Annotated in this window: 13 protein-coding genes; 9 read left to right on the top strand and 4 right to left on the bottom strand. The window is 59.9% G+C overall.

Annotation, left to right across the window (positions count from 1 at the left end):
- Positions 1-34 precede the first annotated feature (34 nt).
- The 7 genes from Q7S58_RS02665 to Q7S58_RS02635 all read left to right on the top strand — a co-directional run bounded on the left by Q7S58_RS02665 (position 35) and on the right by Q7S58_RS02635 (position 6431).
- On the top strand, positions 35-937 hold the full coding sequence (locus tag Q7S58_RS02665) for a hypothetical protein (protein WP_304820533.1): 903 nt from the start codon (positions 35-37) through the stop codon (positions 935-937).
- A gap of 208 nt (positions 938-1145) precedes the next feature.
- Positions 1146-2051, top strand: a complete 906-nt coding sequence (locus tag Q7S58_RS02660) for an IS1595 family transposase (protein ID WP_304820531.1) — start codon at positions 1146-1148, stop codon at positions 2049-2051.
- Between the two features lie 4 nt (positions 2052-2055).
- Positions 2056-2685, top strand: a complete 630-nt coding sequence (locus Q7S58_RS02655) for a hypothetical protein (RefSeq protein WP_304820529.1) — start codon at positions 2056-2058, stop codon at positions 2683-2685.
- Positions 2686-3426: 741 nt separating this feature from the next.
- Positions 3427-3603 carry a hypothetical protein gene (locus Q7S58_RS02650; RefSeq protein ID WP_304820528.1) on the top strand — a complete coding sequence of 59 codons (177 nt, stop codon included), beginning with the start codon at positions 3427-3429 and terminating at the stop codon, positions 3601-3603.
- A 285-nt stretch (positions 3604-3888) separates the two neighbouring features.
- The gene (locus tag Q7S58_RS02645; protein ID WP_304820526.1) at positions 3889-5127 is read left to right on the top strand and encodes a cobalamin-independent methionine synthase II family protein; all 1239 of its coding nucleotides are present in this window, start codon (positions 3889-3891) and stop codon (positions 5125-5127) included.
- Positions 5128-5147: 20 nt separating this feature from the next.
- Positions 5148-5438: a hypothetical protein gene (locus Q7S58_RS02640; protein WP_304820524.1), complete on the top strand. Its 291-nt coding sequence runs from the start codon at positions 5148-5150 to the stop codon at positions 5436-5438.
- 99 nt (positions 5439-5537) lie between these two features.
- A complete protein-coding gene (locus Q7S58_RS02635) occupies positions 5538-6431 on the top strand; it encodes an SDR family NAD(P)-dependent oxidoreductase (protein WP_304820522.1) in 894 nt (297 codons plus the stop codon).
- A 9-nt stretch (positions 6432-6440) separates the two neighbouring features.
- Here the strand turns inward: Q7S58_RS02635 and Q7S58_RS02630 are convergent, their stop codons facing one another.
- The 3 genes from Q7S58_RS02630 to Q7S58_RS02620 form a co-directional block, all read right to left on the bottom strand.
- Positions 6441-7526, bottom strand: a complete 1086-nt coding sequence (locus Q7S58_RS02630) for a Zn-dependent alcohol dehydrogenase (protein ID WP_304820520.1) — start codon at positions 7524-7526, stop codon at positions 6441-6443.
- A gap of 93 nt (positions 7527-7619) precedes the next feature.
- Complete coding sequence (locus Q7S58_RS02625; RefSeq protein WP_304820518.1) at positions 7620-9413, bottom strand: CocE/NonD family hydrolase; 1794 nt, start codon at positions 9411-9413, stop codon at positions 7620-7622.
- Between the two features lie 123 nt (positions 9414-9536).
- Positions 9537-10037 carry a nuclear transport factor 2 family protein gene (locus tag Q7S58_RS02620; protein WP_304820516.1) on the bottom strand — a complete coding sequence of 167 codons (501 nt, stop codon included), beginning with the start codon at positions 10035-10037 and terminating at the stop codon, positions 9537-9539.
- Between the two features lie 128 nt (positions 10038-10165).
- Between Q7S58_RS02620 and Q7S58_RS02615 the strand changes: the two genes are divergently transcribed.
- Positions 10166-11263, top strand: coding sequence for a hypothetical protein (locus tag Q7S58_RS02615; RefSeq protein ID WP_304820514.1), 1098 nt, complete (start codon positions 10166-10168; stop codon positions 11261-11263).
- Positions 11264-11301: 38 nt separating this feature from the next.
- On the opposite strand, the gene Q7S58_RS02610 is transcribed toward Q7S58_RS02615, so the two are convergent.
- Complete coding sequence (locus Q7S58_RS02610; protein ID WP_304820512.1) at positions 11302-12462, bottom strand: LLM class flavin-dependent oxidoreductase; 1161 nt, start codon at positions 12460-12462, stop codon at positions 11302-11304.
- A gap of 235 nt (positions 12463-12697) precedes the next feature.
- Between Q7S58_RS02610 and Q7S58_RS02605 the strand changes: the two genes are divergently transcribed.
- A complete protein-coding gene (locus tag Q7S58_RS02605) occupies positions 12698-13465 on the top strand; it encodes a hypothetical protein (protein WP_304820511.1) in 768 nt (255 codons plus the stop codon).
- Positions 13466-13471 lie beyond the last annotated feature (6 nt).

Here is a 13471-nt window from a genome sequence, read left to right as displayed (position 1 = left end):
TAGGCAGCCGCCGGTCGGGCGAAGGCTCGCGCAATTGAAAAATCCCGAACGGCTCGCGCTCGCGTATCTCAAATTTTTCGGCACGCCGATGTGCATCGCGGCGATAGTAGCGGCGCTGGTCGCGTTCACGCGCGCGCGAGCGGGGCGATGGGAAGAAGCGGCGCTCGCCGGACTGATCGCGATCGCGTGCGGCGCCGCCGGATTCGGAATCATCTGGTGGGTGCGATTCGCCGCTCATCCGCCGGACGCTAACGAACAATTGCGCGCGCAGCATCCTAACGAACCGTGGATGTGGCGCGAGGACTGGGCTGCCGGCGCGATGCGCACTTCGAATCGCCGCGACGCGCGCCGCTTCCTGATCTTCGCCGCGGCCTGGTGCCTCGCGACATTTCCGCTGTTCGCCATCGTTCCTCATCAAGCGATTCGCACTCACGGCTATCCGCCAATGCTCGCCCTGATATTTCCGGTCGCCGGAGTCGTGATGCTCGCATGGGCGATGCGCCTCGCGCGCCGGGCGCGCGAATATGGGGAAGCAACATTTACGATGGCGTCGATACCCGCGCAGATCGGCGGCTCGCTGCTCGGGAAAATCGACGCTGAGCGGCCGTTATCCGCGGGTCGCGCCGCGATGCTCGAGCTCGCGTGCGTCGCGCGCACGATGCGCGGCACTTTTCACCACCTCACTATCTGGGATCGAGTATTGTGGCGCGCCGAGCTCAGTACGATCAGCGACTCGGCGGGAGCGATTCCGGTCGCTTTCATCATCCCGCCGGATTGCCTCGCGAGCGACGATCTGAATCCGCGCCGCAGGATCGTCTGGCGTCTGAGCGCCCGCGCGCCCGGACCCTATGGCGGCTTCCGCGCCGAATTCGAGGTGCCGGTCTTCAAAATCGGGGAGAACTACGCCTCGGCCAGCGCCTCCCGAATCGAGCGATGAAACTGTTCGAGCGCAGTTTCGTAGCGCCCGTACATCACGCCGTCGATCGCGCCGATTCGAAGTTGCGCTGAATGCCTTCGCCGATTTCGAAATCCCGCGCGACCACGCCGAGCACATCTCCATCGTGCGCGCCCAATTTAGGGGACTGATATACTTGACACACAACGGTTGTGTGTGTAGTATCTAACATATGAAGACGCCAAGGACATTGATTGAAGCGATTCGATACTTCGTGGATGGGGAAGTTTGCCGTAACTATCTGGCCGAATGTCGCTGGCCGGATGGCGTAAGCTGCCCGCGCAAAGATTGTGGATCAAAAGAAGTGTGGTTCATCCGCACGCGCGCAATCTGGCGCTGCAAATCATGTCGCAAACAGTTTTCGGTCAAGGTGGGGAGCATCTTTGAGGATTCCCCTATCACATTGGATAAGTGGCTCCCTGCCGTCTGGCTACTCACTTGCTCGACAAAGGGCTATAGCTCCCATCGGCTGGCAAAGGCTTTGGGAGTCACACAGAAGACCGCATGGTTCATGCTTCATCGTATCCGGCTTGCGTTGCGGGCGGGTAGCTTCGAGACGCCCATGTCAGGGCCGGTTGAAGGGGATACTACTGGCATCGGCGGACTAGAAAAGAACAAGCATCGTAGCAAGCGACTACATCGCGGAACGGGCAATGTCGGAAAGGCGGTTGTCTTTGGCTTGCTCGCACGGCATGGGCAGATTCGAGCGAAGACCGTAGCGAATGAGCGAGCCGAAACGCTTCAAGATATAATTCGCTATAACGTCGAGTCGGGCGCGATTATCTATACCGATGAGGCGGCGGCATTTCGTGGCCTGAATGCGGACTACGCGCACCAAGTAATCAACCACTCCGAGGAGTACGTTCGTGGCGCGGTCCATACCAATGGGATCGAAAGCTTCTGGGCGAATTTTAAGCGGACGATTTACGGTACGCATCATTTCGTGATGCCATGGCAGCTTGATCGTTATCTGGACGACGCAACATTTCGTTTCAATCAACGCACGGTTAGCGATGGTGAGCGCTTCATGGTCGCTCTGGCACAATCCGATGGGCGTAGGCTGACCTACAAAGAGTTAATAGGCAAAGAGGGATAAGCAAATGGTAGAAACAGAAGTCAACGGTCACACCTCCGACAACGGACCGCGAGTCGAGGGTGAAGCTGATGTCATAGAAATGCTGGGGACATACGAAGATCAGCAAGTCACAGGCGAACTTTACGATTTTGGCTCGCAATTGGTGCGCGATGCTCTTGATCGTGTGAACTGGCTAGATACGAAAGCGGGCATTTTCGCAGGCTTTAGTGGAGCGATGATCGTCGTGGTTGTCTCAACGTTTGCAAGTTGGAGAGACTTAGTAAAAGACTGGCCTATCGCACCGATTTTTTTGTTCCTTGGAATCGTCCTCTTGCTTCTCGCGGCGGGTTCGGCACTTTGGGGACTGCGCGTGCGAACCTTTGAGGGATTCCATGAGAAAAAGCTGTGGTTTGCAAGCGAGTACTTTCAGCATCCCGATCAGTTGCGACGCTACTATCTGATCGGAATGTACCGAACGGTTGTTTCGCATAATAGAATCAATGAACAAAAAGCAACCGCGCTCAGAGTTACGGAGCGACTAGTAATTGCGGGAGCCTTCTTCTTGGCACTCCCGCTACTACTCGAAACCTGGCAGTTGGGGGTGGGAAAAGAATTAGCCTCCCTTCTTAATTATCCTCGGGGGTGGCGGCTTTAGGGGTGGCTTTTGAGTATTGATTGATTTGTTCTCATGCCTAGGGGGTGGAGGCTTCAACGGCGGCGGCAACGGTTTTTCTGCCATGGGAAAGGGTTCTCCGATGAGAAAATCGAGACTTATTTCAATGCCCAAACTTAGGGATGCGCTCCGTAAAATTGCGTCCGTTCCCAAAAGCGAGATCGATCACAGGCTTGCCGAGGAACGAAAAGCCAAGAAGTTGCGGCCAAAACACTAAGGTGCGTCATCGTGAGTGCAACGTATCATGAGAAAGTCTTGTGCGTCAACTATATCAATCCCCAATTTAGCGAGTACGTCGCGCTCCCGCGCCGCGTGCTCAGATGACGTGTAGGCCGACGGGACGTTGCGCGTGAATCGCTCCGCCATCGGCGGAACGCCGCGATCATGGACAACTATCGACTGGCGCGATGCATGGAATTGGGCATGTGCAGACGCGCGCCTGCGCGTGATCGACGGCCGCGCGCGCCTTCTCGAACTCGATGAGCATAGACGTGCCGCGAAAGAGGAAACACGGCAGCTCTTTCACGACGTGGTCAGGATGCGAACACCCCTGACTCTCAAAGCGCGCATCACTCGGCGGGTTGACGCTGCTTTACAAATGCTTCTTACGGCCATCCGCAGGATCGGTAAAGGCTCTGGCAAGAGTGCTTCTCGTCTTCGCAGGGGTGCGCGCACCGCCTTGCAATCATCTTATGCTGCAGTTCCCTGCTGGATCATGCCAACTTGGCGGATCGTCATGACCCCGATCTTGGTTTCATATCAGCATCACAGCCAGAGGGTGCAGCGGTGCTCGGGGCTCAAGAGGATGAGGAAGTCGAATTTGAACTCAGCGGTAAGCCGACTCGCTGGATGATTGTCAAAATCGAGAAGGTGAACGGAGTTCCTCATGCGGCCAGCTGACCACGAGGTGAACCGTCGAGCGCACAGAATGCTTTTTCCTACAGTGCTCCATAGCGTTGGGGAACAGTGTCCGGATCAGGCGTTACTCGCACATTGTGCCGGAGCCCTGCAACTCGGGCGGCAGCTATGCGGCAAGACGAGCAATACGCGGGCTCGTCTGTCAAGCGAATCAGCGAGTTCATCGGCGGCGCCGCGCCTGGCCGGATGGTTCCAAGCGGGCATCGTCAGCAGCTTTTCCATACTGGTGAAGTCGAGTATGAGTCGGAATGAGGCAAATCAAAAAACATGAAACGCAGCAGCAAGCGAATTCTCACCACGCATACCGGCAGTCTGCCGCGACCCGCAGGGTTGCTCGGGTTGCTGATGGCGAAAGAAGCGGGCGAACCTCTCGATCGCGCGGTGTTCGACGAGGCGGTGCGTGAGGCGGTGGCGGAAGTCATCCGCAAGCAAACGGATGCGGGCGTCGATGTAATCAACGACGGGGAGATGAGCAAGCCCGGCTACTCGACCTACGTCAAGGACCGGCTGAGCGGTTTCGAGGGAGTGAATCCGGGGATGCTCGCGGGGACCCTCGGCGACATCAAGGAGTTTCCGGAGTTCGGCGCGCGGATGTTTGCGCAGAGCCCGGTGGCGAGCATGAAGATGCCGGCGTGCGATGGGCCGATTCGATACCGCGACACGCGCGACCTCGATACTGACATCGCGAATCTCAAGCAAGCGGCGACCGGCGCGAAGGCCCAGGAGCTTTTCATGAGCGCGGCATCGCCGGGAGTGATCTCGGTGTTCCTGCCGAATCAGCATTACGGGAGCCATGAGGCGTATCTCGCGGCGCTGGCGGATGCGATGAAGACCGAGTACGACGCGATTTATCGCGCGGGGCTGTTGCTGCAAATCGATTGCCCTGACCTGGCGATGAACCGCCATATCCAATTCGCCGACCGCAAGACGTCGGAGTTTCGCAAGAGCGCGGCGATGCACGTCGAGGCGTTGAACCATGCGCTGGCCGACGTTCCCGCCGAGGCGGCGCGGTTGCATCTCTGCTGGGGCAACTACGAAGGACCGCATCATCGCGATGTGCCGCTGAACGAAATCGTGGACATCGTGTTGAAGGCGAAGCCTGCTGGAATTTCGTTCGAAGCATCGAATCCTCGGCACGAGCATGAATGGAAGGTGTGGCAGAACGTTAAGCTGCCGGCGGGCAAGGTGCTTATCCCCGGCGTGCTCGATTCCTCGACTAACTTCATCGAGCATCCGGAACTGGTTGCGGAACGCATCGTCAGGTTCGCGAAAGTGGTCGGCCGGGAGAACGTGATCGCAGGGAGCGACTGCGGATTCTCGACGTTCGCGGGGTTCACGGCGGTGGAGCCGGCAATCACGTGGGCCAAGTTGAGATCGATGGCGGAAGGCGCGCGGATTGCATCGCGCGAGCTCTGGCGAACGCCGCGCGGGGCGGCCTCTACTGCCAAATCAAGGAAGCGCGCGGCGCCGAAGCGGACGAAATCCCCTGCGCGACGCGGCAAGTGAGTATCGTCGGGTAGCCCGAGATGTATCGATACGTAATCGCAGCACTTATCGTCCTGGCGCTGCTCGGGCTGATCGGATGGGAGCGCTATCGGCAGGAAGCGGCGGAGCAGCGCGAGCAGGCGCGCATCGCCGAGCTCAGCGAACAGGTTCGCAAACTGCGGGAGGAGAACTCGCAACTAAAAGCCTCGCTGGAGAAGGTGCAGTCCGAGGAGGCCCGCCTGGTCACCGCGAACGATCTGCTCACCAAGACCATCGAGCAGGCGCGGGTGAGCGGCAAGATGCCGGAAAAGATCCCCTACCCGCCGAAGTAGGCAGCGCGCTTTTGACTTCGCGAAACCGCCTGCGCTAGAGATACCAGCAGTCCGCGATCGAATCTCCGATCGCCTGCAAGCGCAAGCGGGAGTCTTCATATGCGCACACTCGAAGGGAAAGTAGCGGCGGTAACCGGAGCCGGGCGCGGAATCGGTCGCGGCGTCGCGAAGGCGTTGGCCGCGGAAGGTGCGGCGGTCGTCGTCAATGACGCTGGAGTGACGGTTGACGGCCGCAAGGAGCCGTCCTCGCCTGCCGAGCAGGTGGTCAGCGAGATCATGGACAGCGGTGGAGTTGCAGCGGCAAATACATCGGATATCGCGACCGTGCAGGGCGGCGAGGGTCTGGTCGAGCAGGCGATTCGCGAGTTCGGCAAGCTGGACATTCTGGTTAACGTCGCCGGCATCCTCAGAGACAAGATGATCTTCAACATGACCGAAGAAGAATGGGACGAGGTCATCCGCGTTCATCTGAAGGGCCATTACTGCACGATGCGGCCGGGCTCGGCGCATATGCGCGAGCGCAAGCAGGGACGCATCATCAACTTCTCATCGGGTGCGGCGCTGGGCGCTCCGGGCCAGCCCAACTATGCCGCCGCCAAAGCTGCGATCCTGGGTTTGACCTATAGCAGTGCTGTTGCGCTGGCCAAGTACAACATCACCGTCAACGCGATCATGCCGGGCGCCTCGACCCGCATGACCGATTCGATCCCGCAGGGACGAATACCGGGGATGAGCTTTCCGCAGAGCAAGGACGCAGCCCACACTATTCACGATCCTGCCAACGTGGCGCCAGTTGTAGCGTTCCTCGCGAGTGACGAGGCGCAGTACGTCAACGGACAATGCATCGGCGCGATGGGCTATCGCATCACGCGCTACTCGCACATCGTGCCGGAGCGCGTGCTCATCGGCGACGGACCGTGGACGGTCGAGCGCCTGTCGAAAATGTTCAAGTCGGCGCTCGGCAGCGATCTGCAGATGCCGCGGATGCTGTAGCTCGCCGGCCTAGTCGAACATCAGGACGGTGCGGGCGACTTCGCCACGCTTCATCGCGGCGAATGCGTCGTTGACGTCCTCGAGTTTCGCGCGCTTGGTAACCATGTCGTCGAGATTGAGGCGCCCCTGCAAGTAGAAGTCGATGTAGCGCGGCATGTCGATCCGAAATCGATTGCTACCCATCATCGAGCCTTTTAAAGTGCGCTCGGTGAGCAGGCGCGGCCCGTCGATTTCGACTTTCTGCCCGACCGGGATCATGCCGATGATGACCGCGGTACCGCCGACCTTGGTCGAATCGAAGCATTGCTCGGCGAGTTTCTTCAGTCCTACCGCCTCGAACGCGTAGTCAACGCCGCCGCCCGTCATCTTGCGGATTTCCTTGAGCGCGTCGGTGTGCGACGCGTCGATGGTATCGGTCGCGCCGAAACGCCTGGCCATCGCAAGCTTGTTCTCGAATTGATCGATCGCGATGATGCGGCGCGCGCCGCCGATCTTCGCGCCCTGGATCGCCGAGATGCCGACGCCGCCGCACCCGAAGACCGCCACCGTGCAACCCGGCTCGATCTTCGCGGTATTCAGCACGGCGCCGACGCCGGTGGTCACGCCGCATCCGATCAGCGCGGCGCGATCGAGCGGCATCTCGTCAATGATCTTCACCAGCGCGTTCTCATGCACCAGCATTTTTTCCGCATAGGTCGAGAGATCGCTGAACTGGCGCACCGGATTGCCGTTTTGCGAGAGTCGCGGCTTGGCATCCGCCGCGCGCTGCGTTGCCTGCCGATTCGTGCATCGATTGGGATGCCCCGACATGCACTCCTCGCAGTAGCCGCAGAACACCGACGGACATGAGATGACGTGGTCGCCCGCCTTGAGATAGCTCACCGACTTGCCGACCTTCTCGACGACGCCGGCGGCCTCGTGGCCGAGGATCGCGGGCGCAGCATGCGGATAAAGCCCCTCGACGAAATGCAGATCGCTATGGCATACGCCGGTCGCGGCGGTGCGCATGAGGACCTCGTGATCCTGCGGATCGTCGATATCGACCTGCTCGATCGTGAGCGGCTGGTGGGGACCATGAAATACGGCGGCCTTCATCGGTAATCTAGCTCCTTTCGCAATGGCGCGATCGCATCCTCTCTAATGCTACTTTCCGCCGTGCGTTTGCAAACGCAGACTCTGACTTCTCTTCTATCTCGGGATGACGGGCAGCAGGAGGAAGGACGTCATATCGGCTCGATGAAACACGGTCTGGCGCGCCGGGATTCCTTTCGTGCCTTCGCCGAATGCCTCGCCGGTGTTGAGGTTCCGGTCGAACCGCGGGAAGTTGCTGGAGCTGATTTCGACCCGAATGCGATGACCCGGCAGGAAGACGTTGCTGGTGGCCCACAAATCGATCGTGAAGAGGTACGGCTTGTCAGCTTTCATCATCTTTGGCGCGCTCGCGGATTCCCGATAACGCGCGCGAATGATGCCATCGAGAAGATTCTGCGCGTAGCCGCTCGGATGCACGTCCACGAGCTTGGCGGTGAAGTCGGTATCGATAGCGGACGACGATGCCCATAGAGCGACCTTCACCGGCCCGGTAACCTCGAGCGGTTGCTCGATCGGCTCGGAGGTATAGACCAGGACATCGGGACGTTCTTCGGCCGGCCGTTGATCCTGCACCCCGATATCAATTGTAAGGTTGTTGCCGCCTAGTGATGGAACCGGATCATTCGGGTCGTAGGTGTAGGTGTCAGTTGGTTCGGTGTTCGGCGGCACGGTGGAAAGCGCACCGTCACCACTTAGAGTGTTGGCGCCCTTCTGGCTGTGCAGGAAATAACGAACCTCGCGCATGTTAGGCGGCGGCCAATCGGATAAGCTTTGCCAGCGGTTCTCGCCCAGCGTGAAGATCGTCACTGGCGGCTCGTCGATGATTCCGTTGTCGATATCCTTTAGCCAGTAATCGAACCATCGGAGCAGAGTTTCATTAAGGTCGATCAGGGCGGACGGACCGAAATCGATATCGCCGGTGCCGCGCGAGCTTGGCACGTTGTAAGGGAGTAAGTGGCCCCAGGGGCCAATTATAAGTCGTTGTCCGCTGCGCGCCTTCTCGGATCGGCTGTCGTCCTTGATGCTGCGATAGGCGCTCATGCCGCCTTCGCCGAAGATGTCATACCATGAGGTAACGTGCAGCATCGGTACGCTGACGCTCGCGGCGTGGCGGTTCACGTTGGCGCGATACCAGTATTCGCCATCGTCGGCATGCGCGATGTGATCGGCCAGGTAGGGCGCAGCTTCTTTCAGTAGCTCGGCCCAGTCCTTGATAGGGAGGTGGCGATACCACTTATCGGTTAGGGGAGTGAAGGCGTTAAAGCCGAAACGAGTTTGCCTTATGACAGGAAACTCCCCTCCTTCGACATATTCCTTTGCACGCTCGAACAGGTCGTTCCGCTTTGCTCGCTTCAAGGTATTAAGTCCCTTGAACAAGGCATAAGGGATCATCCATCCCCACATAGCAACTCCGCCGGTATGATAGATCCAGCTAGCGTGATAGTCCGACGAGGCCGAGACGGGAGCCATCACCTGCAGTGACGGCGGCATAGGATCGTTGCAGGCTATCATGTACTGGGTCAGTCCGAGATACGACTGGCCGGTCGTTCCTACCCGGCCATTGGACCATGGCAGCCGTGCAGCCCATTCGACCGCATCATAGCCGTCGGCGACTTCCTGGAAGATGGTGTCGTACTCGCCTTTGGACTCGAAGCGGCCGCGACAGTCCTGCATCACGGTTACGTAGCCGTAGCGGGCAAACAGATAGCTCGGGCCATTAGGGTCGTCGGTACCCTTCTTGTTGTAGGGAGTTCGGCTGAGCAGGACCGGAAAACGTCCGGGCGCGTCGGGCCGTATCACGTCCGCGAAGAGCGTGACTCCGTCCCGGGCATTCATCGGAACATTTTTTTCGGTCACTACTTTGTATGCTTTGCGCGCCTGAACAATCACGATGCACTCCTCCTCGAGCTAACTAATCAAGTTTTCACCACTAAGGCGCCCGGGCGCCAAGTTCCTTTGAAAGTATCTTCTCTACTTTAAGTGCCTTGGTGTCCTGGCGATAAGAATTCCTTCTTATGGCTTGGCGTCGAGCACTCCTTTGCCGGTTGCCGGATCGATCGGGACCGACAGATGCTCGTGGAAGATGAGCCAGTTGCCGCCGACCTTGCGATAGGCCTCGGTCAGACGGGCGGTCTCACTGAGTTTGCCCTTGTCGCCGACGAACTCGATATGAACGACGCCGTGCGCGATACCCAGATCGCCGGCGGTCTCGACCACGAAGTTCGACACCTTCACGTCGAAGGACCGCGCCCTGGCAAATACTCCAGTCCAGGTTTTCCGCCATGCGTCGGCGCCTTCGAGTTGAAAGGGCATCGCGTCGTCAAACACCAGCAGGCCGTCGGTGACGTAATTGCGCATCATCGCGTCGATGTCTTTGGCGTTGATCGCGTCGATCACATGATCCTCGACGGCGCGGATGTCGGCTCGATCGTCAGCGCGAACCTGCGCAGCGAGCATCAGGGCGATCGCGCAGGTGAGGAGTGCAAGTTTGAGCGATAAGCGTGTCGCGATCATTTCAATTTACTCCCGCGTTGGAATCGTGCCAGGCGCGCGTTAATCTAGCCCCGAGTAAAGTCCTGCCGTCTTGCCCTCGTCAAGGCGAGCGTGTGAGGATCGTGCCGGTCGTTCATACAGGAGATATTGTGAAAGCGCTGGTTATCGGCGGGACCGGACCGACTGGTCATCTGATCGTGAACGGATTGATCGGGCGCGGCTACGCGGTCGCGATGCTGCATACCGGGCGGCACGAGGTCGATGAAATTCCGCCCGCGGTCGAGCATATCCACGCCGACCCATTCTCCGAGGATGCGCTAAAGCAAGCGCTCGATGGACGCAGCTTCGATCTGACGCTCGCCGCGTACGGACGGCTGCGCCGGATTGCGCTGGTGATGCGCGGCCGGACCGGCCGCTTCATCTCGATCGGCGGCGCGCCCGCATATCGTGGATACATGAATCCGACGGTGCTGGAAGTTCGCGGGATGCCGATGCCCACCGCCGAAGACGCCGAGCTGGTGCCGGTCGAAGAGGAAGACGCGAAGGGCTGGCGCGTCGCGCAAACCGAGCGCGCGGTTTTCGAGATTCATCCCGACGCGACGCACTTCCGGTATCCGTACCTGTATGGCCGCTATCAGATCGGACCGCGCGAATGGTGCGTCGTGCGGCGAATTATCGACGGCCGCCGGCGCATCATCGTGCCCGAGGACGGCCTCTCGCTGAGTCACGCCGGCTACGTGGAGAACGTCGCGCACGCGGTGATGCTGGCGGTCGATAAGCCGGAACTGTCGTCGGGGCAAATCTACAACTGCGGCGATGCGCATCAACTGACGATCCGCCAGCGGGTCGAAATAATCGCGGAGGCGCTCGGCGCTGAGATGGAGATCGTCTCGATGCCGTGGCAGTTCGCCGTCCCGGCGCGTCCGATGCTCGCGCAGCCGCGGACCACGCATCGCGTGCTCGATCTGAGCAAGATCAAATCGCAGTTGGGCTACACCGATTTGGTAGCGCCCGCAAGCGCGCTCGCGATGACGGCGCGCTGGCTGAAGGAGCATCCGCTTGCACCAGGCGGGATCGACGAGAAGATCCTGCAGGATCCCTTCGACTACCGCGCTGAAGATGAACTGATCGCCGCATGGAAGGCGCTCTGCGCGAAAATGCCCGAAGTGAAATTCGACCGGGAGCCGGGATACACCGCGACCTACAGCGGCCCCGGCGGACGACCTCGATCGAGCAAGTGGTCGTGACACAGACGGCCGCGACCCCGGCGAATTTTTGCTCCGCGCTAATCGGCAGCGGCGTCGGTAGTGGCGGGCCGCGATGCCTTGTCGTTGCGGAAATGCGGAATCACGTATTTGCCGAACAGATCGATCGCGTGCATCGTCTTCGCGTGCGGAATCGACCAGAACTGCATCATCGCGAGGAACTGATCGAGTTGCGCCTCCTTCTGAATCCGCTCGAGCTGCCGGATGACCGTGTCCGGGCTGCCGCAAATGCACATCCCGTTGTCGATCAGCGAGTCGATCGTCACCTTGGACGGATCGAGGCCTTCGTATTGAGTCGGTAGGTCGGGTACCTGGCCGCGAGCCAGATCCTGTGGATCGACGCCAGTCTTTTTCGCCTCGAGCACCGTCGAATTCACCCGCAGCGTGGTGCCGACGTACGACATGAACGCGCGCTCGGCTTCTTCGCGCGCCTGTTTATCGGTATCCGCGAGGTGGGTCATCGAGAATGCGCCTGCGCGATTGTTCACGAACGCGCCGTAGGGTTTGGCCGTTTCGATCGCGTTGCGATAAGAGCGCACGCGCTGCCCCAGCCGCTCCGGCGAAACCAGCAGCGTGAAGGACAGTAGTCCGAGCCCGAGCTTGCCGGCTAGTTCGTGCGTGTCGTCGCTGGTGCAGGCGACCCAGAGCGGTGGATGCGGCTTCTGGATCGGCATCGGCACGACGGTGCGCTCGGGGATATCGAAGAACTTACCCTTGTAGGAGAAGGTGCCGTCCTTGCTCTTCCAGATGGTGGTGATGATGTCGAGCGCCTCTTCCCATCGTGCGCGCGTTTCCTTGTAGGGGATGCCGAAGCCGCCGAGTTCCACCTGCGTTATCGAGCGGCCGGTGCCGACTTCGACGCGACCGTTGCTCAGGATATCGAGCGTCGCGACGCGCTCCGCGATCCGAATCGGATGATTGTAGGGAAACGGCAGCAGCACGACCGCGTGCCCGATACGGATCTTGCTGGTGCGCTGCGAGATCGCGCCGTAGAGCACCTCGGGCGCCGACGAATGCGCGAAGCCGACCTGGAAGTGATGCTCGACGGTCCAGAAATGCGTGAAGCCGACTTCCTCGGCGCGCACGACCTGGTTCATCACGTCGTGAAAGGCCTGGTACTCGCGCTCGCGATGCTTGAGCGGACTATCGACCTGGATCTCGTAGAAGATTCCGAAGTCCATCGCTATCCCTCCATGACGGCCGCGATCCGGCGTGAAGCGAGTTCTCGCGTCAGCGATGCGCGGCGGATCAAACGGACTTTACGACTCTTCGCTGGAATTTGTATAGCGCTCGATCGAGCAATAACTTGCAGCCTGATTCGAGTGGTTCTATCGGCGCTTTGACTCGTTTGCTAGATACTGCGACTCGAGCGGCTCGATTCTCCGCGCTGCGCGGTAACCTCGGAGGAGAACTGGGATGAGGCGACTCGCACTATCAAACCTGATCGCGGTGCAGGTGTTGGTGTTGATGGTGGGCGTCGGCGCGATCGCCGCGAGGGCAGCCGATTGTCCCAACAAGTGGAACGAGCCCAAGCCGATCACCGGCAAGGGCGCCAAGAAGGCCGACGCAATTCCCGATTTCGAGAAGAAGGCAAAGGAACTCTCCAAGGAATCGAAGTGCAGGGAGAATAAATGCGGCGAGGACAAAGGCGTCTGCCGCGCGCTCAGGACCGCGACTCAATCGTGCTCGGGCGACGATAAAACTGGATGGACCTGCAGCGGAGACGTGCGGGTCGGATGCTTCTGCCTCGAGCAAAAGGAAAAAGGTCAAATCGCGCCGGCGCCTGCCACTCCTCCAACTCCCGGCGAGGCGGCTTGCCCGAACAAATTCGACGATCCTAAAGACGCAATCGGAACCAGCGACACCAGCGAGGCGATCGCCAAGACTGCGCACGACGCAAAAATAAAGGAATACATCGACAGCGAGACGACGAATTGCGCCAAGCATAAGTGCACCGGCGAGAAGAAAGCGTGCCGGCTCTACTACACGACAACGGAGCCTAGATGCGGCGGCGGCAAGAGCGGTGAACTTACCGGATGGTCCTGCAAGAGCCAGTTCCGGGCCGGATGTTTCTGCCTGGGTGACGAAGAGCAGGCGCTGGCGAGGGCGGCGTCGGGAGTGGGCGAGTCGGGCGCGGCGGTTTCTTTGCCCGCATCGCCGGTGCGAAATGTCGAATCCAAATGAATCGCG

Origin of the sequence: Candidatus Binatus sp. (genome assembly GCF_030646925.1) — a bacterium.
Lineage (GTDB): Bacteria > Desulfobacterota > Binatia > Binatales > Binataceae > Binatus.
Note: the sequence above shows the minus strand (reverse complement) of the source record. Positions and strands in the feature narration are given on the sequence as shown.